Origin of the sequence: Pseudomonas sp. R2-7-07 (assembly GCF_003852355.1) — a bacterium.
Taxonomy (GTDB): domain Bacteria; phylum Pseudomonadota; class Gammaproteobacteria; order Pseudomonadales; family Pseudomonadaceae; genus Aquipseudomonas.
On sequence record NZ_CP027759.1, the window covers coordinates 1,486,836 to 1,508,990 of the forward strand.

A 22,155-nucleotide genomic window follows, 5' to 3' on the forward strand; every position below is an offset into this window, starting at 1 on the left:
GTGCATACACTGTCTACAGGGCGCCGAATACTTTCTTGGCAAGGCTGGTGGCGGCAGCTGCCGGATTCTTGCGAATCGTTTCTTCCTGCTGCGCGATCATCTTGAACAAGCCGTCCAGCGCCTGTTCGGTCACGTAGTTTTCAACATTGGCGCTTTTGGCGTCCACCGCGCCAAACGCGGCGGCCTTGCCGGCGAGTGCGTTGTACTGCTGGGCCACGCCGACCTTGTCGGTGGCAGCCTTGACGATGGGCAGGAACTTGGCGCGGATTTGGTCGCGACTGCTCTTGTTCAGGTACTGGGTAGCTGAGTCCTGGCCGCCACTGAGGATGCCTTTGGCATCGGTCACACTCATGTTTTTCACGGCATTGACCAGAATCGGCTGAGCCTGGGTAACGGCGGTTTCCGCCGCTTTGTTCATGCTGGTTTCGAGCTGGGTGACCTGATCGCCCATGCCGAACATCTTCAACTTGTCAGCGACCTTGCCCAGCTTGCCTGGCAAGCCGATCTTCACGTCGGGGTTATTGCTGAAGCCACCGGGCGTGCCCAGTTGTTTCACGGCGATCTGTGCGCCTTGGGTCAAGGCGTCCTTGAGGCCGCCGCTGGCGTCGCCCTGGGACAGGCTGCCAAGGTCCAGGGCCATGGCGCTGGTTCCCAGCAGCAGGCCGGTGAGCAGGGCCGTGAGGCGAAGAGGGTTACGGAGCATGGGCGCTTCCTTGTGGTTGAATTCAGTGGGCTGCAGCATCGACGCGCACGCGCAGTGGCTGTTGATCCTGGCCGTTGAGCTGTACGGCGTGCCGTTCAGTGGTGATGAACAGTAGCTTGCCATCCACCTCGATGCGAGCGCTGACCGAGTAGCTATGGCCCGGCTTGACCTGCGCCGGGTCATAATTTAAGTGAAACGGCAGCGGCACCTGGCCTTTGATCGGGCCTTTCTGTTCGGCGAGCACCACGGCCGGGGCGTCCATCAGCGACACGTCTTGCAGGCTGACGCTCAAGGTGGCGGTGGGCGGCAGCGCGATGCGTTGCAGGTAGAACACTTCGCCGTCGAGGCTGGCCTTGGGGGTGGGAGACATGGATTGGCAGGCTCCGAGCAGGGCCGTGAGGCCCAGGAGGATGATCTTCTTCATGGTGCAGCTCCTTATCAACGGCGCCGGAAACCGCCCGGCGCCTTGTTCAATCTTGTGGGGATTGCGCCGGTTCCACCGGCTGCTCGGCCGCGCCATCGACGCGATGCAACGCCACTTGGCGGATCGACAAGCGAATGTCCGCCGGCAGTACACGTTTGGCCGCGCCTTCGGCCAGCTCGCCGAGCAGGTCGTGATAGCTCAGCTTGCCGGCTTCATCGCGGCGCAGCACATCTTGCTCCAGCAAGGTCTGGATGAAATGTCGGAAAAGGCTCTTGTCGAAGAACTCCGGAGCATTGAGGCCATGCAGGATCGACAGCCGCTGGGCCATGATCGTGCACAGGTCTTCCAGCTCCTCGGCGCTGATGCTGTTCTGGCCGCTGTTGAGCAGCAGCGAGATCGCCATGTAGAAGCGTTGCAGGGTCTGGGCGATGCTCTTGGACAGTAGCGTCAGCAGCACGAAATGCCGCGAACTCGGCGCCGGGCGCAGGTACACGTTGTTTTCGAAGCGCAGCAGGCCCTGTTCGACGAACGCATCCAGCCATTGGTCGACCACCGCATCCAGCTCCTCCAGAGACCAGCGGATGAACAGCTCCGACTGCAGGTACGGATAGAGCGCATGGGTGTAGCGCAGGATCTGTTCGCGGCTCATCCGCGAACTGCTCTGGAAGAAGCTCGCCAGCAGCGCGGGCAGGGCGAAGATGTGCAGCACGTTGTTGCGGTAATAGGTCATCAGGACGGCGTTCTGCTCATCCAGATAGACGATTTTGCCCAGGGCATCGCTCTGTTCCGACAGCAGCTTCATGTCCTTGACGTGCTTGATCAGCGCCAGGCCGTCGCCTTCCGGCAGGGTGGTATGCGGTGAATAGGGCACGCGGCGCAGCAGCGCCAGGTACAGGTCCAACTGGCGGGCCATGGCCTGCTCATCCAGCGCCAGGCGAGTGGTAGACAGCAGCGCCAATGCCACCAGGTTCACCGGGTTCACCGCAGCGGCTTCGTTCAGATGGCGGGCCACCTGCTCGCCGAGGCGGTGGGTGGTTTCATTCAGCCAGGCCGGCTTGTAGTTCGGGCCCAGTTCCTGGGAGCGCCAATCCGGTTGCTCGTGGTCGAGAAACTCCGCCAGCTTGATCGGCTCGCCGAAGTTGACCGCGACCTGGCCGAAGCGCTGCTTGAGCGCGCCTGCCACTTTGAAAATATCGAAAATCGACTCTTTCTTCTTGCTCGCACCGCGCAGCTCGCCCAGGTAGGTACGGCCTTCCAGCACCCGTTCGTAGCCGATATACACCGGCACGAACACGATGGGCATGCGCGAAGAGCGCAGGAAACTGCGCAAGGTGATCGCCAGCATCCCGGTTTTCGGCTGCAGCATGCGCCCGGTGCGCGAACGGCCGCCTTCGACGAAGTACTCCACCGGGAAACCCTTGGTGAACAGGGTGTGCAGGTATTCGTTGAATACCGAGGTGTACAGCGGGTTGCCCTTGAAGGTGCGACGCATGAAAAACGCACCGCCACGGCGCAGCAGGCTGCCGATCACGGGCATGTTCAGGTTAATGCCGGCGGCAATGTGCGGCGGGGTCAGGCCATTCTTGAACAGCAGGTAGGACAGCAGCAGGTAGTCGATATGGCTGCGGTGGCAAGGCACGTAGATCACTTCGTAGCCTTGGGCAACCTGTTGCACACCCTCGATGTTATTGACCTTGATGCCGTCGTAGATTTTGTTCCAGAACCAGCTCAGCACCACTTCCAGGAAGCGGATCGCCGTGTAGGTGTAGTCCGAGGCGATTTCATTGCCATAGCGCAGGGCCAGGGCCTTGGCTTTTTCCGGCGAGATTTTCTCGCGCTCGGCTTCATCGGCAATGGCCTGGCGCACCAGCGGCATATTGACCAGGCCCTTCACCAGGTTGCGACGGTGGGACAGGTCGGGGCCGATCACGGCGGTCTTCAGGTTACGAAAGTGCACGCGCAGGATGCGTTGGGCCATGCGCACGGTGCGTTCGTGCCCTTTATTGTGCTCGATCAATTCACGCAGGTTGATGGGCGCGGAGAATTGCACCCGGGTCTTGCGACCCAGGATCAGAATGCTCAACAACCGGCGCAAGCGCCCGGTGACCGCCCAGCTGTCGGCGAACAACAGTTTCCAGGGGCTGGACTCACTTTCGGGGGATTGGCCCCAGAACACGCTGACCGGAATGATTTGTGCATTCTCTTCGGCATGTTCTGTCAGGGTGTTGACCAGGCGCGTCAGGGTGGGCGGTGTGCCGCGCTTGTCCTGGCGGCCGAGCCAATCCGGGTCCGGCGTGAGGTAAAAGAACGCTGCGGGTTCCATCAACGGGCCTACCGAAACCGGCAGCACCGGGCGCGGCAGGCCGGCCTTGGTGCACTCGGTATCGACCACGGCCAATTCGGTCAGGGAGGGCGATTGCAGGACGTAGAACACCGGCCGGCTGCGGTCCAGGTTAAGGGTGAGGGACGACTGGTTGATCGTCTCCGAGCGAACCCAGAGGTACAGCAGTCGACGCAAGGTGCCAAACACCAGACGACGGAACGGGGAGCGGGTCATAGGCGAACTGCTTCAAGTGGAAAAAACCGAGCAGGCGCTCGGGCGGGTAGTGTGCCGTATTCATCGAAAATCGGCAAAAAAGCGGCGATGTAAAGTTGGGTTGATGGTTTTTGAACGTGTCTTATACTCGGCAGTTCAACGCCAGCGACTCAATAATAAAAACCAGTGGGAGTGAACAGATGACAACGCGCGAAACCGGCAGTGTGAAGTGGTTCAACGACGCCAAGGGCTATGGCTTTATCCAGCGTGAAGACGGCAAGGATGTGTTCGTGCACTACCGCGCTATTCGCGGTGACGGCCACCGCTCGCTGGCCGAGGGCCAACAGGTGGAATACGCCGTGGTGACAGGCGATAAGGGCTTGCAGGCGGAGGATGTGGTGGGCCTGTAAGTCCACCGCTGCAACCCATGTGGGAGGGGGCTTGCTCCCGATTGCTGAGTGTCAGTCGCTGAATAAATCGACTGATCCACCGCTATCGGGAGCAAGCCCCCTCCCACATTTTTTTGATTGGGTTTGCAACTCGGAATCAGGCGGTTTTCCAGGTGATTTCTTCTTCACCATCGGCACTGATGCGCATCCAGCGGTCGGCGCTTTCCTCACCCTCTTCCTCGACCCAAGTCCCTGGCGCGCAGCGCACTTCAACATTCAATGCGGCAAACGCGGCGCGGGCGCAGGCGATGTCGTCGTCCCACGGCGTCTGGTCGCTTTCCAGGTACAGGCTGTTCCATTTGCCGACGGCTTTTGGCAGCCAGGTCACCGGCACGTTGCCGGCTTTGCACTTGTAGGTCTGGCCCTTCTGGACCCAGTCGGTGCAGGGGCCCAAAGCGGCGCCCAGCCAGGCGGCGATGGCCTTGTAGTCGACGTCGGCGTCCTTCAGGTAAATCTCAATATCGGGTTGGCGCATGGATGTTCCTCGTTGCGGGATTCGAAAATCCATTCGCGGGTGCTGAAAAGTCGGTTATTGAAGCACGAAATAATCGTAGCGCATCGACACGGTCACCTGCAGCGGCTCGGCGGCTTCGATCACCTCGCTGCGGCGCTCGGCGCTCGCACGCCAGCCGTGAGGCGTCATGGCCAGCAGGTTGGCGCGGTCCCCGGGCTCGGCCAGGCACAGTGTGAACTCAAGGGTTTCACTGTGCGCCAGGCCCATGCCATCCGGCACCAGTGCCAGGTGTTTGTCGTCGGTGTATTCGCGCACTTCGTCGTACAAGCGTTCGCGCAGCTCCATCAGGTGGCCGCGGGTGGGGCCAACCTTCATCAAACCGCCGCCAGGGCTGAGCAGGCGCTTGGCTTCCTGCCAGTCCAGCGGGCTGAACACGCTGGCGAGAAACTGGCAACTGGCGTCGGCCAATGGGACGCGGGCCATGCTGGCGATCAACCAGGTCAGCGCCGGGTTGCGCTTGCACGCGCGCTTGACCGCTTCCTTGGAAATATCCAGGGCGTAGCCGTCGGCGTCGGGCAGGGCATCGGCGATTTGCGCGGTGTAGTAGCCCTCGCCACAGCCGATGTCCACCCAGCGTTGTGGCGCGCGTTCGGCGGCCAGCTCCGCCAGTCGCTTGGCCACAGGGGCGTAGTGCCCGGCATTGAGGAAGTCGCGGCGCGCCTCGACCATCGCCAGGTTATCGCCCGGGTCGCGGCTGTTCTTGTGCTGCACCGGCAACAGGTTCAGGTAACCCTGGCGCGCGCGGTCGAAACGGTGCCCGGCGGGGCACGCCACACCGTTGTCCACCGCAGTGAGCGGGGCGCTGCAAAGGGGGCAGGCAAGCATCAGGCGAGCAACTTGATCAGGGTCTGGTAGTAAATTTCGGTCAACACATTGAGGTCGCTGGCGAGGACGCGCTCGTTGACCTGATGGATCGTCGCATTCACCGGGCCCAATTCGACCACCTGGGTACCCAGGGTCGCAATGAAACGGCCATCGGAGGTACCGCCACTGGTGGATGCCTTGGTTTCACGCCCGGTGATCGCCTTGATGCTGGCCGATACCGCGTCGAGCAATGCGCCCGGCTCGGTGAGGAACGGCAGACCCGACAGCGCCCAGTCCACATGCCAGTCCAGGCCGTGTTTATCCAGGATCGCTGCGACCCGCTGCTGCAACCCTTCCACGGTGGATTCGGTGGAGAAACGGAAGTTGAACACCGCTGTCAGGTCGCCGGGAATGACGTTGGTGGCGCCGGTGCCGGAATTAAGGTTGGAGATCTGGAAACTGGTCGGTGGGAAGAAGGTGTTGCCGTCATCCCAATGCTCGGCGGCGAGTTCGGCCAATGCCGGTGCGGCCAGATGGATCGGGTTCTTCGCCAGGTGCGGATACGCCACGTGGCCCTGTACACCGCGCACGGTCAGGGTGGCGCCGAGGGAGCCACGACGGCCGTTCTTGACCACATCGCCCACCAGTGTCGTGCTCGATGGCTCGCCGACGATGCACCAGTCAAGGCGCTCATTGCGTGCGGCCAGGCGCTCGACCACGGCCTTGGTGCCATGGTGCGCCGGGCCTTCTTCATCGCTGGTAATCAGGAAGGCAACCGAGCCTTTGTGGTCCGGGTAGTCGGCGACGAAACGCTCCGCCGCCACCAGCATCGCCGCCAGGCTGCCTTTCATATCCGCCGCGCCACGGCCGCAGAGCATGCCGTGTTCGTCGATCAGCGCGTCGAACGGGTCGTTCTGCCAGGCCTGCACCGGGCCGGTCGGCACCACGTCGGTGTGGCCGGCAAAGCACAGCACCGGGCCTTCGCGTTTGCCATGGGTGGCCCAGAAGTTATCCACCTCGAAGATGCGCATCGGCTCGAGCGCAAAACCGGCGTCGCCCAGGCGCTGCATCATCAGCTTCTGGCAATCGGCATCGACCGGCGTGACCGACGGGCGACGGATCAGGTCGATGGCGAGTTGAAGGGTCGGCGAAAGGTCGGCATGGGCCGTCATGGGAGAACTCCGGAAATCGAGACAGCGACGTTCTAATTGTAGGAGCGAGCTTGCTCGCGAAAAACGCAAGGGCTCCGCGTGCATTCAGGGTGCCCGCTTCATCGTTAACGATTTTCGCGAGCAAGCTCGCTCCTACAGTGATGTGTGCAAGGCGTGTAAAACGGCCGTTATCTTATAGCAAAACGGCGGCCAGAGGCCGCCGTTTAGTGCATTGCGCAAGTTTTTACACGGCGGTGACAGGCTCTGCCTTCGGCGCCGGTTTCGGCAGCGACGACAAAAACGCCATGATCAGCGCCGCCAAGTACGGCAGCGACTGCACCAGCAACATCACCACCCAGAAGCGCATGTCATTGCTCGGCAGGCCTTGCACCAGGTAAATCCCCAAGGCGGCGCCCCACAACAGCAGCATGATGAACATTTCTTCGCGGGCTTCGGAAATCGCCACCCAGAAGCCGTGGTTATCCGCGTTTTTCGGTGTACGAAAGAACGGAATGCTGGTGGTGAAGAAGCCGTACAGCACCGCTTTGGCGATGGTGTGCGACAACGCCAGGCCGGCCAGGGCCGCGCAGAAGGCATCCTTGAGGTTCACCCCGACCGCACGGCGGTAGAGGAAGATGATCTTGCCCACCTTGAACACGAACAACGCCAACGGCGGGATCGCGAAAATCAGCAACGGCGGATCGACGCGGGTCGGCACGATGATCATCGCCGCCGACCACAGCAGCGCGCCCACGGTGAAGAAGATGTTCATGCCATCGGCCACCCACGGCAGCCAGCCCGCGAGGAAGTGATAGCGCTGGCCACGGGTCAGCTCGGTGCCTTTGCCGCGCAGCAGGCTGGCGGTGTGGCGCTTGATGATCTGAATCGCACCGTAGGCCCAGCGGAAACGCTGTTTCTTGAAGTCGATAAAGGTGTCGGGCATCAGGCCCTTGCCGTAGCTGTCGTGGTAATACGCCGCCGACAGGCCTTTTTCGAACACGCGCAGGCCCAGTTCGGCGTCTTCACAGATGCACCAGTCGGCCCAGCCGAGTTCTTCGAGCACCGAGCGACGGGTCATGGTCATGGTGCCGTGCTGGATGATCGCGTCGCGGTCGTTGCGGGTGACCATGCCGATATGGAAGAAGCCTTTGTATTCCGCGTAGCAGAGCTTCTTGAAGGTGCTTTCGTTCTGGTCGCGGTAATCCTGGGGCGACTGCACTACGGCGATTTTCGGGTCGGCGAAGTGCGGCACCATGTGCTTGAGCCAGTTGGGCGACACGCAATAGTCCGAGTCGATCACCGCGATCACTTCGGCGTCCTTGGCGGTGTGCGGGATCAGGTAGTTCAGCGCGCCACCCTTGAAACCGGCCAGGGGCGCGACATGGAAGAACTTGAAGCGCGGGCCCAGGGTTTCGCAGTAGTCGCGCACCGGTTCCCATACCGCCGGGTCCTTGGTGTTGTTGTCGATGATCAGGACTTCGTAGTCCGGGTAGTCGAGTGCGGCCAGGGCGTCGAGGGTCTGTTTGACCATCTCCGGCGGCTCGTTGTAGCACGGCACATGGATCGACACTTTCGGACGGTAGTCCGATTCCCCTTCGACCGGCAGGAATTCACGCCGGCGTTTGTGGGTCCACACCGCTTCCGCCAGTTCGTGGGCTTCGGTCAGCAGCACGATAAACACACCCAGGGCACCGAGGGCCAGGAGAATGCCCACGGTCACGCTGAACCAGGTGCTGTATTGCTGGCTGTAGTCGTAGCCGATCCACACCAGCACCGAACCGCACAGGAACGCGATAAACGTCAGGAAGGTACGACCGCGCTGGCGCAGGGCCGAGCCGTCGATCATCAGCAGGGTCAGGGACAGCAGCGCCAGCACCACCGAACCGATGGCCAGCACGCGCCACTGCGGGATTGCGACCACCGGGCCTTCAAAGTTGAATTTCTGCTGACGCGCGGCGTTGAATACGCCCCAATAAGCGCCCGCCGAGCCTTCGTCGCTGACTTTCCAAGGCTGATCGAACGCCTCGATCACGAAGTAGTTGTAGCCCTGGCGATTGAGTTTGTTCACCAGCGTGCGCAGGTAAACCGCCTGGTCGGCAGGTGAGGCTTCATTACCGCCGCGCATGCGTCCGTTACTCGGCCAGCCAATTTCCGACAGCAGCAGCGGCTTTTTCGGGAACAGTTTCTTCAGGTCCCGTGCACGGTCGAGTACGTACTGGCCGGCCTTGTCCATCGGGATAAATTCCCAAAACGGCAGGATGTGCGCGGCGATCAGGTCGACGTGCTTGGCCAGTTCCGGGTTTTTTTCCCAAATGTGCCACTGCTCGGAAGTCGTCACCGGAACCTTGACCGCTGCACGCACACGGTCCAGCAGCACGATCAGGTCCTGCGGGGTGATTTCTTCACGGAACAACGCTTCGTTACCGACCACCACGCGCACGACGCTGCGCGAGCTGTTGGCGATTTCGATGGCGCGCTGGATTTCGCGTTCGTTGCGCTCAAGGTCCGGGCTGATCCAGATCCCCAGTGTCACCCGCAGACCGAACTCTTCGGCCAGCTTGGGAATATCGCCCAGGGTGCCGTCGACCGAGTAGGTACGGATGTTGTCCGTCAGCTTGCTCATGATCGCCAGGTCCTGGCGCATCTGGTCGTCAGACGGGTACTGGTTTTTCTGAGGATACTGGCCTTGCTGGAACGGCGAGTAAGAGAACCCGGAGATCTGTTCGGGCCAGTTGGGAGCGGTGACCGGGCGGTTGATCAGCGCCCAGAAGCCAGTGAACAGCGCGGCGATTGCCAGCACGATCACCAGGTTGAGTCCAAATTTACGCGATGCCATGGTTATTTCGGGTTCCAAAGGGTGTGGAACGAAAAGAGGTGTCGGCCTGCACCGAACGGCGCGCATCCTACACCGGCCTTTCCCTGAGCGTACAGCAGACAGAGAAAAGCCGGACGTTAGTCCGCGAATGTTCACCTAAGTTCTTTACTTGTAGCTGGAAGCTTCGAACTTGTCGCGGCGTAGTCCATAATGCGCGCCGGTTTTTAGGGTAATGGTCATGAGCACAGAAGATCCGCGGTTTGCAGGCGTCGCCCGCTTGTATGGCATTGAAGGGCTGGAACGCTTGAAAGCGGCCCATGTGGCGATCGTCGGCGTCGGCGGCGTGGGCTCGTGGGCGGCAGAAGCCATCGCCCGTTGCGGGGTGGGCGAGATTTCGCTGTTTGACCTGGATGACGTTTGCGTCAGCAACAGCAACCGCCAGCTGCATGCGCTGGACAGCACCGTGGGCAAACCCAAGGTCCAGGTGATGGCCGAACGCCTGCGCGGTATCAACCCGGATTGCACCGTGCATGCGGTGGCGGACTTCGTTACCCGCGACACCATGGCCGAGTACATCACCCCGAACATCGATTGCGTGATCGATTGCATCGACGCGGTCAACGCCAAGGCGGCGCTGATTGCCTGGTGCAAACGCCGCAAGATCCAGATCATCACCACCGGTGGCGCTGGCGGGCAGATCGACCCGACGCTGATCCAGGTGTGCGACCTGAACCGCACCTTCAACGACCCGCTGGCCTCGAAAGTACGCTCCACCCTTCGTCGTGACTATGGTTTCTCACGCACGGTGACCCGCCATTACAGCGTGCCCTGCGTGTTTTCCACCGAGCAGCTGCGCTACCCCAAGCCGGACGGCAGCATCTGTTTGCAGAAGAGCTTTGTCGGCGACGGCGTGAAGCTGGACTGCGCGGGAGGGTTTGGCGCGGTAATGATGGTGACCGCTACGTTCGGCATGGTGGCGGCGACCAAGGCGGTGGACAAGATTGTGGCCGGGGTTCGCCGGCCGTCGGAGCGGGTCAAGCCTGCCTGAAAATGTGGGAGGGGGCTTGCCCCCTCCCACATTCAGTTTTGTGTACGGCTCAGGGAACGCATGCGCTGCAAGACTGCATTGAGGCCATTGCTGCGTGACGGCGATAGTTGGCGGGAAAGCCCGAGTTGAGTGAACCAGTCGGGCAAGTCCACCGCCTGCAACTCAGCCGCCGACAACCCATTCACCCGCGCCAGCAACAACGCCACCAACCCCCGAATCATCCGCGCTTCGCTGCTGGCGGCAAACTGCCAGTGGCCATTGTGCAAATGCCCCACCAACCACACCAGGCTCTCACAGCCCTGTACGAGGTTGGCATCGACCTTATCCTCATCCGCCAAGGCGGGCAGGCGCTCACCCCATTGCATCAGCATTCGGGCGCGTTGTTCCCAACTGCCGACTGACTGAAAGGCTTCCAGCGCAGCCACCGCATCCACCGGCAAGCTCATCGCAGCATATCCAGCGCCTGGTCCAGCGCTTCAAAGAAGCGTTCCAGGTCATCGGAGTCGTTGTACAGCGCGAGGGACACGCGAATCGCCCCCGACAGTTGCAGCATCTTGAGCAGTGGCATCGCACAGTGATGACCGGCACGCACGGCGATCCCCTGCTCGGTCAGCAGGTGCGCGAGGTCGGCGTTATGCACGCCCTCGACCACAAAGCTGACCAGCGCCACTTGCGGCGCGCCGAGTATGCGCACGCCATTGCGCGCTTTTAAGCCGCGCAGCAAATAATCGTGCAGTGCCGCTTCATGCCTGACCACCGTTTGTGGATCCAGCGAAGTCAGGTAATCCAGGGTCGCCCCCAGGCCGATCACGCCGGCTATCGGTGGCGTTCCCGCCTCAAGACCCAGGGGGGCAGGGCGGAAGCTGGCGCTGTGGTAGTCCGTCTGTTGCACCATTTCTCCGCCAAACTGCCAGTGGCGCAGGCGGTGCAAGGCTTCGTGGCGGCCGTAGAGCACGCCGACCCCGTCTGGGCCGTACAGTTTGTGACTGGAAAATACATAGAAGTCGCAGCCCAGAGCCTGCACGTCGTGGCGGCCATGGACAATGCCTTGGGCACCGTCGATCACCGTCAGCGCGCCGTGGCTGCGGGCCAGCCCGAGCAAGGCGTCGAGCGGCTGCCAGGTGCCGAGTACGTTGGATAACTGGCTGACCGCCAACAGCCGCGTGCGCGGGCCGATCAGCCGGGCAGCGGCGTCAAGGTCGATCACGCCGTCAGCGTCCAGGGGTAGTATCACCAGCGTCAGTGCGCGACGTCTGGCCAGTTGCTGCCAGGGCAACAGGTTGGCGTGGTGCTCCAGGGCGCTGATGGCAATCTCATCGCCCGCGTCGAATAAGTGCTCGAGGCCGTAGGCCAGGAGGTTCAGCGCAGAGGTTGCGCCGTGGGTAAACACTACCTGCCCGCTGTCACCCGCATTCAACCACTGCGCAACCTTGCTGCGGCTGTCTTCAAACGCCTGGGTCGCATGGGCACCCGGCAAATGCTGGGCACGGTGCACATTGGCTGCGCCATTGGCGTAGTAATGGCTGATTGCATCCAGCAGGGCTTGGGGCTTTTGCGTGGTGGCGGCGTTGTCCAGGTAGGTCTGGTCTTGCCGTTGCAGGGTGGCGATGGCTGGAAAGTCGGCACGCCAGGGGGAGGGCACAAGCATGGGGTTCAAGACTCGTATAAGCGAGCCGCACCCGAAGGTGCGGCCCGCTGGGGCATCGAGTGGCTGCTTAGTTGTGAGCGTGCAGCGCTTCGTTCAGTTCGATGGCCGATTTGTGGGTTTTGCACTCCACGGCACCGGTCTCGGAGTTGCGGCGGAACAGCAGGTCCGGTTGGCCGGCCAGCTCACGCGCCTTGACCACTTTGACCAGTTGGTTCTTCTCGTCCAGCAAGGCAACTTTGGTCCCGGCGGTCACGTACAGGCCGGACTCCACGGTGTTGCGGTCGCCCAGCGGGATACCGATACCGGCATTGGCGCCGATCAGGCAGCCTTCGCCGACCTTGATCACGATGTTGCCGCCGCCCGACAGGGTACCCATGGTCGAGCAGCCGCCGCCCAGGTCGGAACCCTTGCCGACGAACACGCCAGCCGATACGCGGCCTTCGATCATGCCCGGGCCTTCGGTGCCGGCGTTGAAGTTGACGAAACCTTCGTGCATGACGGTGGTGCCTTCGCCCACGTAGGCGCCCAGGCGCAGGCGGGCGGCATCAGCGATACGCACACCGCTCGGTACGACGTAGTCGGTCATTTTCGGGAATTTGTCCACCGAGAACACTTCCAGCAGCTCGCCGCGCAGGCGTGCTTCCAACTGGCGTTCGGCCAGTTCGGCGATGTCGATGGCGCCCTGGCTGGTCCAGGCCACGTTCGGCAGTTGCGGGAACACGCCGGCCAGGTTCAGGCCGTGGGGCTTGACCAGGCGGTGGGACAGCAGGTGCAGCTTGAGGTAGGCCTCAGGCGTGGAGGTCAGAGCGGCGTCTTCGGCCAGCAAGGTCGCAACCAGCGGCGTATGGCTTTCAGCCAGGCGGCTCAACAGGGCGGCCTGGGTGGCGTCGACGCCTTTGAGCGCATCGGCCAGTTGCAGGGCCTGGGTGACGGTGAAGGTAATCGCCTGGTTGCCTTCGGTGTAGCCAAGGATCGGCGCGATGGCCGCGACGATGTCAGCCGACGGGTTGAGCAAGGGCTGTGCGTAAAACACTTCCAGCCAAGCACCTTGGCGGTTCTGAGTGCCGACGCCGAAGCCCAGGCTGAACAGGGAATTGGACATGCTGTTACCTCTACAAAAATGGAAGGCTGGCCTACTTGAGGGCCGCCGAATAACTATCTGGCTTGAAGCCAATCAGGGTTCTGTCACCGAGATCGAGCACCGGGCGCTTGATCATCGAGGGTTGCGCGAGCATCAATTCAATGGCTTTCGACTGATCGAGATCGGCTTTGCGTTCGTCTTCGAGTTTGCGAAAGGTGGTGCCCGCACGGTTCAAAACCACCTGCCAACCGTGCTCGTCGCACCATTGGGTCAAGTGTTCGCGGTCGATACCGGCCGTTTTGTAATCATGGAACTCATAGCTCACAGCGTGCTCATCAAGCCAGGTGCGCGCCTTTTTCATGGTGTCGCAGGCTTTGATGCCGAAAAGGTGCAAGGTTTTGCTTGAAGCGGTCAAGGAATTGCCCCCTTTGGACGAATGAAAAATGAAAGATCGCGGATTATGCCACGTCAATTCGCCTGGCGCCGCGACTGACTGTTACGGATCGGTCGTGACGATGGAACGACCGTAAACTGTGTGCATGCAGGCGTGACTGGGCTTGTGGCACGGATGGAAAAAACCGGCCATGGCCGATTTTTTAGTGAGACATCTCCGGGACGCCGCGTTTTATTTCTTGGAGCTTTTGCGAGTTTGTCATGTGTGCGTTGATGACCCTCACACCGTCGAACTCAGCAAGTGCAAGTGTGACTTCCTCGTAAGCCTTAAATAGCTTTGGTTTACCCTGGGCCGGAGGCTCAGCAATGAATAAGGTGTCCTTGGCTAATTTATTGGCTTTGTTCAGACGCATAACTTTCGACAGCCATGCGTCACCATGTTCAAGGATTTTTCCTGGTTCAGACTGACCAAAGAAAATCGGTTTGATTGCCTGCTCAGCAATTTGATCGTCAAGCATGACGAATGGGAATCTCACATCGTAGTCATTTGTACCCAATCGTTGCTCTTTATAAAGTTGCTTGAGATTCGACGAGGCCAAAAGAGTGCCTAGCTGACGCTCTAGGACCTTCTCTTGATATTCCTTACTGGCAAAGCTGTGATTTACATAATGCTCAAACAATTCGTCCAGCGCTTGTCCGATATTATCGGTCGCCATGGATCCAGGCTGGCTGAAACGCATCATCGTTTCCCGTGGATGGATGAGGTGTTTGAACGTACTCGTCAGTAACGTCGTCTCAGTTTTATGGTTCGCGAAGAATCCCACGAGACGGTTGAACTCGTCCTCGACTTCACCTTTGGCGCGGAGATAGACCTTATGCTCAAGAGTCTCGAAGAAACGCGTGACACGTTGGCGTTTTGCAGCGACTTTGAATTTGAATTCGCCCGTATTTGCGAGCAGCACAATACCGATGTTCACGAACTCACCGGTTTCCGGGTAAGGCAGGAACCTAAGAATTGAGTAGTTACAAATATATTTCATAATTGCCCCCAGAATTGCTCGTCCTTGAACCTTTCCAGTATTTGTAGCCTTTGCTGAAGGGTTGGTTCGTACTCGTCATCGCAATCGTGGTCGCGACAAAGCCACTCATCCGGTAGAAGGGAGATGATCCTACCCCAGTCTGCAAGGGCAGCGTCAAGCAATGGAAGGTAATCCAGACGAGCGAGCAGATTCCCATCAAATGAGCCCAATTGGTCTCTGAATACATGGTACCTCCTGAACTCATCCAAGCTGAGGTGCGGATCAAAAGCTACGTTATGATCGATTACGACCAGCTCACCTTTCGGATCAAGAATAAGGTTGACGTTGCCACCCATTTCTCCAAGGCCACGATCGCCGTTGAGTATCCACCAGTCGAAAAGTAGAACCGTTTTCTTCAAATCAGCGGGTAGAGACTTGAGGTTGGCCCACATGAAGTCGGATGCATTTTCAACCTGCAATGATGCGAATGCCGGTCCACCACTTAGGTCGCTTACACCGTCCATCACGCTAAAGTCGATCAAGCGCTGTGGAATGTCCATTATTCTCCACGGAGGAATGGGCAAACCGAGGTGTTTGCCCAATTCGGCACTCAATGCCTCCGAAACCAGGCCATTGCCGAGCGCCCTGGAAAGCCCTTTTACAAAATAGGTTTGGTCATCGTCAGCCCTGACCAGAAATGGCTGGACAGAGACGCCCTGATGGCTCTGCCTTATGATTTCCTTCGCGGTAATGCGCTTCAGCATCGGCATTCCTGATGATTTCACCGCGCTAAAGTGTGGCGGAATGGTGGGAGTCATTATTTTAAGCAAGGCATTGCTGAGTATGCCACGCCCAGCGCGTTTCGGCGCCGTTCGTCAACGCTGTGCGACGTTTGTGCAAAGGGCAGTGCGCCGCATAGCCGGTTACCATAGCCGGGTAATATGGCACTTCAACGGCCAGTTGTTGCCTCATGTGTCGTTGCAAGTCGATTGTCTGGGAAAACCGCGTTATGCAAACCGCCTACACCGTTCTTATCCTGCTGATGCTGGTCAGCGTGTCGCGTCTGGTCGGGCGCATCATTCCCCTGCCGCTGCCGCTGGTACAGATTGCCGCCGGGGCCTTGCTGGCCTGGCCCACGCTGGGGCTGCATGTGGCGCTGGACCCGGAGCTGTTCCTGTTTCTGTTCTTGCCGCCGCTGCTGTTTTCCGATGGCTGGCGCATGCCCAAGCGTGAGCTGTGGCGCCTGCGCGGGCCGATCCTGACCTTGGCCGTGGGGCTGGTGCTGTTTACGGTGGTCGGCGCGGGGTACTTCATTCACTGGATTCTGCCGACGATTCCGTTGCCGGTAGCCTTTGCCCTGGCGGCCGTGTTGTCGCCGACGGATGCCGTGGCGGTGTCGGCGATTGCCCAGAATCGCCTGCCCACGCCCTTGATGCACATGCTCCAGGGTGAGGCCTTGATGAATGATGCGTCGGGCCTGGTGACCTTCAAGTTTGCCCTGGCGGCCGCGTTGACCGGGGTGTTTTCCCTGGCCGATGCCAGCCTGACCTTTGTCTTGGTCGCAGTGGGTGGGCTGGCGGTCGGTGTGGCGTTGAGCTGGCTGGTCGGTCGCCTGCGCGCCTGGATGATTGCACGGGGTTGGGATGACCCGGCCACCCACGTTGTGTTCATGTTGCTGCTGCCGTTCGCGGCCTACGTACTGGCGGAACGCTTGGGCGCGTCGGGCATTTTGTCGGCCGTGGCGGCGGGCATGATGCAGAGCTGGCTGGACCTGCTGCCGCGTCAAACCAGTACACGCCTGCTCAATCGCAGTGTCTGGTCGCTGCTGGAGTTTGCCTTCAACGGCCTGATCTTTCTGCTGTTGGGCCTGCAACTGCCGGACATCATCAAAGCAGTGGTGAGTCATGAGCCGACGTTGTGGCCGACCTTGATGTATCGCTGCCTGGACGTGATTGCGATCTTCGTGGTGCTGGTGGTGTTGCGCTTTATCTGGGTTCAGAGCATTTGGCGGCTGTCAGGCTTGCTGCGTCGTGTGCGTGGGAAAAGCGAGCTGACCCTGGTACCCACGGCGCGATCCTGTTGGCTGCTGACGGTGGGCGGCGTACGCGGTGCGGTGACACTGGCGGGCGTGATGTCGGTGCCATTGCTGCTGGCGCCGGGCCAGGCTTTTCCGGAGCGCGACCTGCTGATCTTTATCGCGGCCGGCGTCATTCTGTTGTCGCTGGTCGCCGCCTGTATCGCGCTGCCGTTGCTGCTTCGCGGGATCGAAAAGAGCCCCGATGAAAAGCGTCACCGGGAGGTTCGTGAGGCCTGGAAAAAAACCGCCGTGGCAGCGATCCATGCGCTGGAGGCTGAAGAGTCTGATGAAACCGCAGTGTCGGATGCGGCTCAAGCGGCATTGGCCACTGAGCTCAAGGCGCGATTGATGTCGGAATATCGCCACCAGCTTGAGGTATTCAACGATTCCGCCGAAGCCCAGGCCCTGGCGCTGCAGATGGATCAACTGGAACGCAAGCTGCGGCTCAAGGGGCTGCGTGCGCAGCGGCTGGAGTTGTATCGTTTGAGTCGCCAACATCAAATTGGCGATGATGTATTGCGCGAAGTTCTGGCGGATCTGGATATGAGTGAAGCGAACTTGGGCAGCGTCAAGTAGTTTGGGCATTGATCATTGCGCGGATGCCGGTACCGAGCAGTTTGCCGAGCAGTGTTTTATCTTCAGGGTACAGTGACTGCACAAAGCTTTTATCGCCTTCAGACAGTTTGAAGTTGCGCGGGATGGGATTTCCGCTATTCAGGTGTGAGGCGCGAATCCCATAGTGCATGATGGATTTGTCATCATAGTTTGAAGTCTTTACCTCTTTGCGCGAGAAGGGGCGGAGGATATCGTTCTTGGCCTTATAGGAGGGTTCTCCTCTCGATGCATATTCGTCATAGATGTTCTGCCTGTTCAGGTCCAATGTCCGATCGGGGTGCTGATGCTCATGTTTGAGGCCGAGGGCGTGGCCGAATTCATGCTGGATCGTTGCGGCGACGCTGCTTGGCGATACTGTGAAGTTAATGCCCATGGTCGGTTCGGATAAAGGCACCTTCTTTGCGTCGGTGCCCACGTTTGACCATCCCGCTCTCGTGTCAGCATCCGCAGTGATGCGGATATCGCCATTGGGGCTGTCGGTGAACTTGAAGTAGAGATTGGTATGGGGGGCCCATGCGTTGATGTTGTGCTTTACCAACGCTTTTTGTTCTGGGGTCATGTTCAGCAGGGAGATAGTCAGCACCGAATGCTGAGGCCAGAGCTTGTCGGGCATGGCGACGCCGCGCTTACTTCTATTGAGCGGCGCGGTGACGCAATGAGCAGAAGGCGAAGTGGGCGAGATCGTGAGCGTCATGGGGTTCACCTAAGTGTTTATATGAACTTAGGTGTAAGGTTTGCGTGTTTCTGTTCCCTCGCAATGGTTGCAAGAAACAACGCTGGAGGCCGCCCCGTTGGGAGCGGCTTGTGTCTCAACCGCGGCGCTGGATGAAATCGCGAATCCGCCCAGCCGCTTCGACACATTCGGCCAGCGGTGCAACCAATGCCAGGCGTACACGCCCGGCGCCTGGGTTGAAGCCATCCACTTCGCGGGACAGGTAAGAGCCCGGTACCACCGTCACATGTTCCTCCACGAACAAATCACGGCAGAAAGCAGCATCGTCCCCGTTCACGTTCGGCCACAAATAAAAGCCGCCGTCCGGGCTTTGCACATCCAGCACCGGTTTGAGGATCGCCAGCACTGCGTCGAACTTCTCGCGATACAGGTCACGGTTGGCCTGTACGTGCGCTTCGTCCTGCCAGGCGGCGATGCTGGCCAGTTGGGTTTGCACCGGCATTGCGCAGCCGTGATAGGTGCGATACAGCAGGAAAGCCTTGAGAATCTCAGCATCGCCAGCGACAAAGCCCGAACGCAGGCCCGGCAGGTTGGAACGCTTGGACAGGCTGTGGAACACCACGCAACGCTTGAAGTCCTGGCGACCTAGTTCGACACAGGCGCTCAGCAGGCCTGGCGGCGGGGTTTGCTCATCGAAGTACAGCTCGCTGTAGCACTCGTCGGCGGCGATCACGAAGTCGTGTTCATCGGCCAGGGCGATCAGTTTTTTCAGGGTGTCCACCGGAATCAGCGCGCCGGTCGGGTTGCCCGGAGAGCACAGGAACAGGATCTGGCAACGTTTCCAAACGTCTGGCGACACGGCATCGAAGTCCGGGTTGAACCCATTGGTGTCCAGGCACGCCAGGTAATGCGGCTTGGCACCGGCGAGGAACGCCGCGCCTTCGTAGATCTGGTAGAACGGGTTCGGGCTCACCACCAGCGCGTCGTCACCGCGATTGACCACGGTCTGGGTAAAGGCGAACAGCGCCTCGCGTGTGCCGTTGACCGGCAGGATATTGCGCGCCGGGTCCAGCCAGCCTGCAGGTACGTTGAAGCGGCGCTCGCACCAGGCGCCAATGGCCTCGCGCAATGCGGGGATGCCCAGTGTGGTCGGGTACACCGCCATCTGGTCCAGGTTATTGCTCAGCGCCTCGGCCACGAAACTCGGTGATGTGTGCTTGGGCTCGCCAATCGACAGGGCAATCGGGCGTTTGTCCGGGTTGGGGGTGACACTGCCGAGCAGGGCGCGCAGTTTCTCGAATGGGTAAGGCTGCAGCTGGTTCAGGGCGTTGTTCATCGCAAGTCTCGTCAATTCAGTTGTCGGCACGCGGTCTGGTTGCCGGCGAAAATTCAATGTGGGAGGGGGCTTGCTCCCGATTGCGTTGTGTCAGTCAGCTGATCTTTATCTGATCCACTGCTATCGGGAGCAAGCCCCCTCCCACATACGCCGGTGTTCATAGGGTCAGGCGCGTCAGCGCGACGCCAGGTTCCTGGGTCACGCTCAATTGCTCCACGATCGCATCCTGCAAACGGCGGCACAGCTCAGGGTCGGACAGCGGTTGGTTATCGGCGTCGGTGATGAAGAACACGTCTTCCACGCGCTCGCCGAGGGTCGCAATCTTGGCGTTCTGCAGCGACAGGTCGAACTCCAGGAAAATCCCGCCGATGCGTGCCAGCAGGCCCGGGCGATCCGGCGCGCTCAGCTCCAGCACGGTTACCGGGCGCTGGGCGTCGTTGGAGATGGTCACCTGCGGCGCAAAGGCAAAGTGCTTGAGCTGGCGCGGTACCCGGCGCTGGATGATGGTCGGGTAATCATCCGGGTTGCGCAGGGCTTCGGTCAGACCTTCGCGGATCTTCTTCACACGCACCGGATTGTCGCCAATCGAGTCGCCTTCGGTGTCGAGCACAATATAGGTGTCGAGGGTGAACTGGCTGCTGGAGGTGATCACCCGGGCGTCATGAATGTTCAGGTTGAGCTGGTCCATGGCTGCCACGGTCACGGCGAAGAAGTCATGTTGGTCCGGCGCATAGATGAAGATCTGCGTACCGCCTTCGAATTCGCGCTGGGTGGTTTCCTTGATCAGGACCAGCGGGCCACCATCGGCCGGCTGTTGAAGGATGGCGTCGGTGTGCCAGGCGACGTCGCCGGCAGTGTGGCGCAGGAAATAATCGTCACCCAGTTGCGACCACAGTTGTTCGACATCGTCCGGGTCGTTGCCGCCGCGCACCAGGATATCCAGGGCCGCGCTTTGGGTGCGGCGGATCTGCTCTTCGCGGTCTACCGGGTTTTCCAGGCCGCGGCGCAGGGCGCGCTTGGTCTCGGTGTACAGCTGGCGCAACAGGCTGGCGCGCCAGGAGTTCCATAACGTCGGGTTGGTGGCGTTGATGTCGGAGACGGTCAGCACGTAGAGGTAGTCGAGGCGGGTTTCATCGCCGACGATCTGCGCGAAGTCGTGGATCACTTGCGGGTCGGACAAGTCCTTGCGCTGGGCGGTGGTCGACATCACCAGGTGGTTCTGCACCAGCCAGACGATCAGGCGGCTGTCCCACAACGGCAATTGGTGGCGTTGGCAGAACGCTTCGGCATCGACCGCGCCGATCTCCGAGTGATCGCCATGCCGGCCCTTGCCGATGTCGTGGTACAGGCCGGCCAGGTAAATCAATTCCGGCTTGGGCAGCTTGGCCATGAGTTTGCTGGCCAGTGGGAATTTCTCTGACACCTGGGTGTACTGCAACTTACGCAAGTGCTTGATCAGGTTCAGGGTGTGGGCGTCCACGGTATAGATGTGGAACAGGTCGTGCTGCATCTGTCCGACGATAAAGCCGAACTCCGGCAGGTAGCGCCCGAGGATGCCGTAGCGGTTCATCCGCCGCAGGTTGCGGTGGATGCCGATCTTGCACTTGAACAGTTCGATAAACAGGCTGGTGTTGCGGATGTCATGACGAAACTCATCGTCGATCAGATGACGGTTTTCCCGCAGCAGGCGAATGGTATCGGCGCGCACGCCTTTGATTTCCGGCTGCTGGGCCATCAGCACGAAGATTTCCAGCATGGCGAACGGCGTGCGGTGGAATACGTTGTCGTTGCGCGCCTCGATGTAACCGTCGTGCAGCTGGAAGCGCGAATTGATCGGTTGCGGCGGCGCTTCGTCTTCGGGGGCCAGGATCACTTCTTCGAAGTGCTGGATGATCAGGTCGCTGAGCTGGGCAATGCTCATCACCACGCGGTAATACTGCTGCATAAAGCTTTCGATGCTGGTCTTCGCGTCCTCGCCTTCAAAACCCAGCAGGGTCGCGATGGAGCGCTGGTGGTCGAACAGCAGGCGGTCTTCCGAGCGCCCGGCAAGCATGTGCAGGGCGTAGCGCACTTTCCACAGGAACTCCTGGGACGAGGCCAGCAGGGCGTTTTCGCTCTCCACCAGAAAGCCCTCGCCGGCCAGGGCGCGCAGGTTCAGGGTGCCGTATTGGCGACGGGCCACCCACAAAATCGTCTGGATATCCCGCAGCCCGCCCGGCGAGCCTTTGACGTTGGGTTCCAGGTTGTATTCGGTGTCGTTGTATTTGTGGTGCCGCGCCTTTTGCTCGGCACGCTTGGCCAGGAAAAAATCCTTGCTCGGCCACATGTGTGCGGTGTTGGTGACTTCGAGCATGCGTTGGCGCAGGCGCTCGGGGCCGGCGATGGTGCGGCTTTCCATCAGGTTGGTGATGACGGTCAGGTCGGCACGGGCCTCTTCGGCGCATTCGTCCACCGAGCGTACGCTCTGGCCGACTTCCAGGCCGATGTCCCACAGCAGCGTCAGAAACCGCTCTATGGAATCGCGAAAAATCTCATGGTCGGCGCTGTCCAGCAGAATCAGCAGGTCGATGTCGGAGTAGGGGTGCAACTCACCACGACCGTAGCCGCCGACCGCCACCAGGGCGATATCCGCCTCGCTGCTCCAACTGAACTGTTCCCAGGCTTTTTGCAGGATATTGTCGACGAACCAGGCGCGGTCCTCGATCAGCCGGCGTATGTCGCGGCCGCTGCGAAAGCGCTCATCGAGCACCTCGCGGGCCTGGCGGATCGCCTTCTTGAACGCGGCGATAGGGCTTGCCTTCAGCGCCAGTTCGGCCTGGAACTGGCCACGGTCGAAGAGTTCGGGATCCACCTGGGGCATCGATCGGCT

Annotated in this window: 19 protein-coding genes; 3 read left to right on the forward strand and 16 right to left on the reverse strand. The window is 60.5% G+C overall.

Features of this window, described 5'->3' with window-relative positions; all coding sequences use genetic code 11:
• Positions 1 to 13 precede the first annotated feature (13 nt).
• Genes C4J86_RS06640 through plsB form a run of 3 tightly spaced genes read right to left on the reverse strand, consistent with a single transcriptional unit; the run spans position 14 to position 3,684 of the window.
• On the reverse strand, positions 14 to 703 hold the full coding sequence (locus C4J86_RS06640) for a DUF4197 domain-containing protein (protein WP_124361593.1): 690 nt from the start codon (positions 701 to 703) through the stop codon (positions 14 to 16).
• A 22-nt stretch (positions 704 to 725) separates the two neighbouring features.
• Positions 726 to 1,127, reverse strand: coding sequence for a YbaY family lipoprotein (locus C4J86_RS06645; protein WP_124369867.1), 402 nt, complete (start codon positions 1,125 to 1,127; stop codon positions 726 to 728).
• A 46-nt stretch (positions 1,128 to 1,173) separates the two neighbouring features.
• On the reverse strand, positions 1,174 to 3,684 hold the full coding sequence (gene plsB, locus C4J86_RS06650) for a glycerol-3-phosphate 1-O-acyltransferase PlsB (protein ID WP_124369868.1): 2,511 nt from the start codon (positions 3,682 to 3,684) through the stop codon (positions 1,174 to 1,176).
• Positions 3,685 to 3,863: 179 nt separating this feature from the next.
• Between plsB and C4J86_RS06655 the strand changes: the two genes are divergently transcribed.
• Positions 3,864 to 4,073, forward strand: a complete 210-nt coding sequence (locus tag C4J86_RS06655; RefSeq protein WP_124366102.1) for a cold-shock protein — start codon at positions 3,864 to 3,866, stop codon at positions 4,071 to 4,073.
• Between the two features lie 136 nt (positions 4,074 to 4,209).
• Here the strand turns inward: C4J86_RS06655 and C4J86_RS06660 are convergent, their stop codons facing one another.
• From C4J86_RS06660 to C4J86_RS06675, 4 genes are all read right to left on the reverse strand, one after another.
• On the reverse strand, positions 4,210 to 4,587 hold the full coding sequence (locus tag C4J86_RS06660; RefSeq protein ID WP_065932867.1) for a hypothetical protein: 378 nt from the start codon (positions 4,585 to 4,587) through the stop codon (positions 4,210 to 4,212).
• Between the two features lie 54 nt (positions 4,588 to 4,641).
• Entirely contained in the window at positions 4,642 to 5,451 is an 810-nt protein-coding gene (locus tag C4J86_RS06665; RefSeq protein WP_124369869.1) for a putative RNA methyltransferase, read from the reverse strand.
• Complete coding sequence (gene dapE, locus C4J86_RS06670; RefSeq protein ID WP_124369870.1) at positions 5,451 to 6,602, reverse strand: succinyl-diaminopimelate desuccinylase; 1,152 nt, start codon at positions 6,600 to 6,602, stop codon at positions 5,451 to 5,453. The genes C4J86_RS06665 and dapE overlap by 1 nt, the downstream gene beginning before the upstream one ends.
• Positions 6,603 to 6,825: 223 nt before the next feature.
• The gene (locus tag C4J86_RS06675) at positions 6,826 to 9,417 is read right to left on the reverse strand and encodes a glycosyltransferase (RefSeq protein ID WP_124361598.1); all 2,592 of its coding nucleotides are present in this window, start codon (positions 9,415 to 9,417) and stop codon (positions 6,826 to 6,828) included.
• Between the two features lie 217 nt (positions 9,418 to 9,634).
• Here C4J86_RS06675 and tcdA point away from each other — a divergent pair, with 217 nt between their 5' ends.
• On the forward strand, positions 9,635 to 10,444 hold the full coding sequence (tcdA, locus tag C4J86_RS06680; RefSeq protein ID WP_372237484.1) for a tRNA cyclic N6-threonylcarbamoyladenosine(37) synthase TcdA: 810 nt from the start codon (positions 9,635 to 9,637) through the stop codon (positions 10,442 to 10,444).
• Between the two features lie 32 nt (positions 10,445 to 10,476).
• Here the strand turns inward: tcdA and C4J86_RS06685 are convergent, their stop codons facing one another.
• From C4J86_RS06685 to C4J86_RS06710, 6 genes are all read right to left on the reverse strand, one after another.
• Positions 10,477 to 10,890 carry a SufE family protein gene (locus tag C4J86_RS06685; RefSeq protein WP_124369871.1) on the reverse strand — a complete coding sequence of 138 codons (414 nt, stop codon included), beginning with the start codon at positions 10,888 to 10,890 and terminating at the stop codon, positions 10,477 to 10,479.
• Positions 10,887 to 12,092 carry an aminotransferase class V-fold PLP-dependent enzyme gene (locus tag C4J86_RS06690; protein ID WP_124369872.1) on the reverse strand — a complete coding sequence of 402 codons (1,206 nt, stop codon included), beginning with the start codon at positions 12,090 to 12,092 and terminating at the stop codon, positions 10,887 to 10,889. The genes C4J86_RS06685 and C4J86_RS06690 overlap by 4 nt, the downstream gene beginning before the upstream one ends.
• 67 nt (positions 12,093 to 12,159) lie before the next feature.
• Positions 12,160 to 13,194 carry a 2,3,4,5-tetrahydropyridine-2,6-dicarboxylate N-succinyltransferase gene (gene dapD, locus C4J86_RS06695; protein ID WP_124366109.1) on the reverse strand — a complete coding sequence of 345 codons (1,035 nt, stop codon included), beginning with the start codon at positions 13,192 to 13,194 and terminating at the stop codon, positions 12,160 to 12,162.
• A gap of 31 nt (positions 13,195 to 13,225) precedes the next feature.
• Positions 13,226 to 13,588: an ArsC family reductase gene (locus tag C4J86_RS06700; protein WP_099583364.1), complete on the reverse strand. Its 363-nt coding sequence runs from the start codon at positions 13,586 to 13,588 to the stop codon at positions 13,226 to 13,228.
• A gap of 181 nt (positions 13,589 to 13,769) precedes the next feature.
• Complete coding sequence (locus C4J86_RS06705; RefSeq protein WP_124369873.1) at positions 13,770 to 14,606, reverse strand: DUF3037 domain-containing protein; 837 nt, start codon at positions 14,604 to 14,606, stop codon at positions 13,770 to 13,772.
• Positions 14,603 to 15,349 carry a HipA family kinase gene (locus C4J86_RS06710; protein WP_124369874.1) on the reverse strand — a complete coding sequence of 249 codons (747 nt, stop codon included), beginning with the start codon at positions 15,347 to 15,349 and terminating at the stop codon, positions 14,603 to 14,605. Before C4J86_RS06710 ends, C4J86_RS06705 begins: the two co-directional genes overlap by 4 nt.
• A gap of 245 nt (positions 15,350 to 15,594) precedes the next feature.
• Between C4J86_RS06710 and C4J86_RS06715 the strand changes: the two genes are divergently transcribed.
• Positions 15,595 to 17,238, forward strand: a complete 1,644-nt coding sequence (locus tag C4J86_RS06715; protein ID WP_124369875.1) for a Na+/H+ antiporter — start codon at positions 15,595 to 15,597, stop codon at positions 17,236 to 17,238.
• On the opposite strand, the gene C4J86_RS06720 is transcribed toward C4J86_RS06715, so the two are convergent.
• The 3 genes from C4J86_RS06720 to C4J86_RS06730 all read right to left on the reverse strand — a co-directional run bounded on the left by C4J86_RS06720 (position 17,231) and on the right by C4J86_RS06730 (position 22,146).
• Complete coding sequence (locus C4J86_RS06720) at positions 17,231 to 17,971, reverse strand: M12 family metallopeptidase (protein ID WP_124369876.1); 741 nt, start codon at positions 17,969 to 17,971, stop codon at positions 17,231 to 17,233. The two genes, C4J86_RS06715 and C4J86_RS06720, sit on opposite strands and share 8 nt — an antisense overlap.
• 115 nt (positions 17,972 to 18,086) lie before the next feature.
• The gene (gene dapC / locus C4J86_RS06725; protein WP_124369877.1) at positions 18,087 to 19,286 is read right to left on the reverse strand and encodes a succinyldiaminopimelate transaminase; all 1,200 of its coding nucleotides are present in this window, start codon (positions 19,284 to 19,286) and stop codon (positions 18,087 to 18,089) included.
• A 157-nt stretch (positions 19,287 to 19,443) separates the two neighbouring features.
• Positions 19,444 to 22,146, reverse strand: a complete 2,703-nt coding sequence (locus tag C4J86_RS06730) for a [protein-PII] uridylyltransferase (RefSeq protein WP_124369878.1) — start codon at positions 22,144 to 22,146, stop codon at positions 19,444 to 19,446.
• Between the last annotated feature and the right edge of the window lie 9 nt (positions 22,147 to 22,155).

Excerpts from the sequence above, each read along its gene's own strand:
- C4J86_RS06640 (WP_124361593.1), bottom strand. The coding sequence starts at position 703 with ATGCTCCGTAACCCTCTTCGCCTCACGGCCCTGCTCACCGGCCTGCTG.
- C4J86_RS06645 (WP_124369867.1), bottom strand. The coding sequence starts at position 1,127 with ATGAAGAAGATCATCCTCCTGGGCCTCACGGCCCTGCTCGGAGCCTGC.
- plsB (WP_124369868.1), bottom strand. The coding sequence starts at position 3,684 with ATGACCCGCTCCCCGTTCCGTCGTCTGGTGTTTGGCACCTTGCGTCGA.
- C4J86_RS06655 (WP_124366102.1), top strand. The coding sequence starts at position 3,864 with ATGACAACGCGCGAAACCGGCAGTGTGAAGTGGTTCAACGACGCCAAG.
- C4J86_RS06660 (WP_065932867.1), bottom strand. The coding sequence starts at position 4,587 with ATGCGCCAACCCGATATTGAGATTTACCTGAAGGACGCCGACGTCGAC.
- C4J86_RS06665 (WP_124369869.1), bottom strand. The coding sequence starts at position 5,451 with ATGCTTGCCTGCCCCCTTTGCAGCGCCCCGCTCACTGCGGTGGACAAC.
- dapE (WP_124369870.1), bottom strand. The coding sequence starts at position 6,602 with ATGACGGCCCATGCCGACCTTTCGCCGACCCTTCAACTCGCCATCGAC.
- C4J86_RS06675 (WP_124361598.1), bottom strand. The coding sequence starts at position 9,417 with ATGGCATCGCGTAAATTTGGACTCAACCTGGTGATCGTGCTGGCAATC.
- tcdA (WP_372237484.1), top strand. The coding sequence starts at position 9,635 with ATGAGCACAGAAGATCCGCGGTTTGCAGGCGTCGCCCGCTTGTATGGC.
- C4J86_RS06685 (WP_124369871.1), bottom strand. The coding sequence starts at position 10,890 with ATGAGCTTGCCGGTGGATGCGGTGGCTGCGCTGGAAGCCTTTCAGTCA.
- C4J86_RS06690 (WP_124369872.1), bottom strand. The coding sequence starts at position 12,092 with ATGCTTGTGCCCTCCCCCTGGCGTGCCGACTTTCCAGCCATCGCCACC.
- dapD (WP_124366109.1), bottom strand. The coding sequence starts at position 13,194 with ATGTCCAATTCCCTGTTCAGCCTGGGCTTCGGCGTCGGCACTCAGAAC.
- C4J86_RS06705 (WP_124369873.1), bottom strand. The coding sequence starts at position 14,606 with ATGAAATATATTTGTAACTACTCAATTCTTAGGTTCCTGCCTTACCCG.
- C4J86_RS06710 (WP_124369874.1), bottom strand. The coding sequence starts at position 15,349 with ATGCTGAAGCGCATTACCGCGAAGGAAATCATAAGGCAGAGCCATCAG.
- C4J86_RS06715 (WP_124369875.1), top strand. The coding sequence starts at position 15,595 with ATGCAAACCGCCTACACCGTTCTTATCCTGCTGATGCTGGTCAGCGTG.
- C4J86_RS06720 (WP_124369876.1), bottom strand. The coding sequence starts at position 17,971 with ATGACGCTCACGATCTCGCCCACTTCGCCTTCTGCTCATTGCGTCACC.
- dapC (WP_124369877.1), bottom strand. The coding sequence starts at position 19,286 with ATGAACAACGCCCTGAACCAGCTGCAGCCTTACCCATTCGAGAAACTG.
- C4J86_RS06730 (WP_124369878.1), bottom strand. The coding sequence starts at position 22,146 with ATGCCCCAGGTGGATCCCGAACTCTTCGACCGTGGCCAGTTCCAGGCC.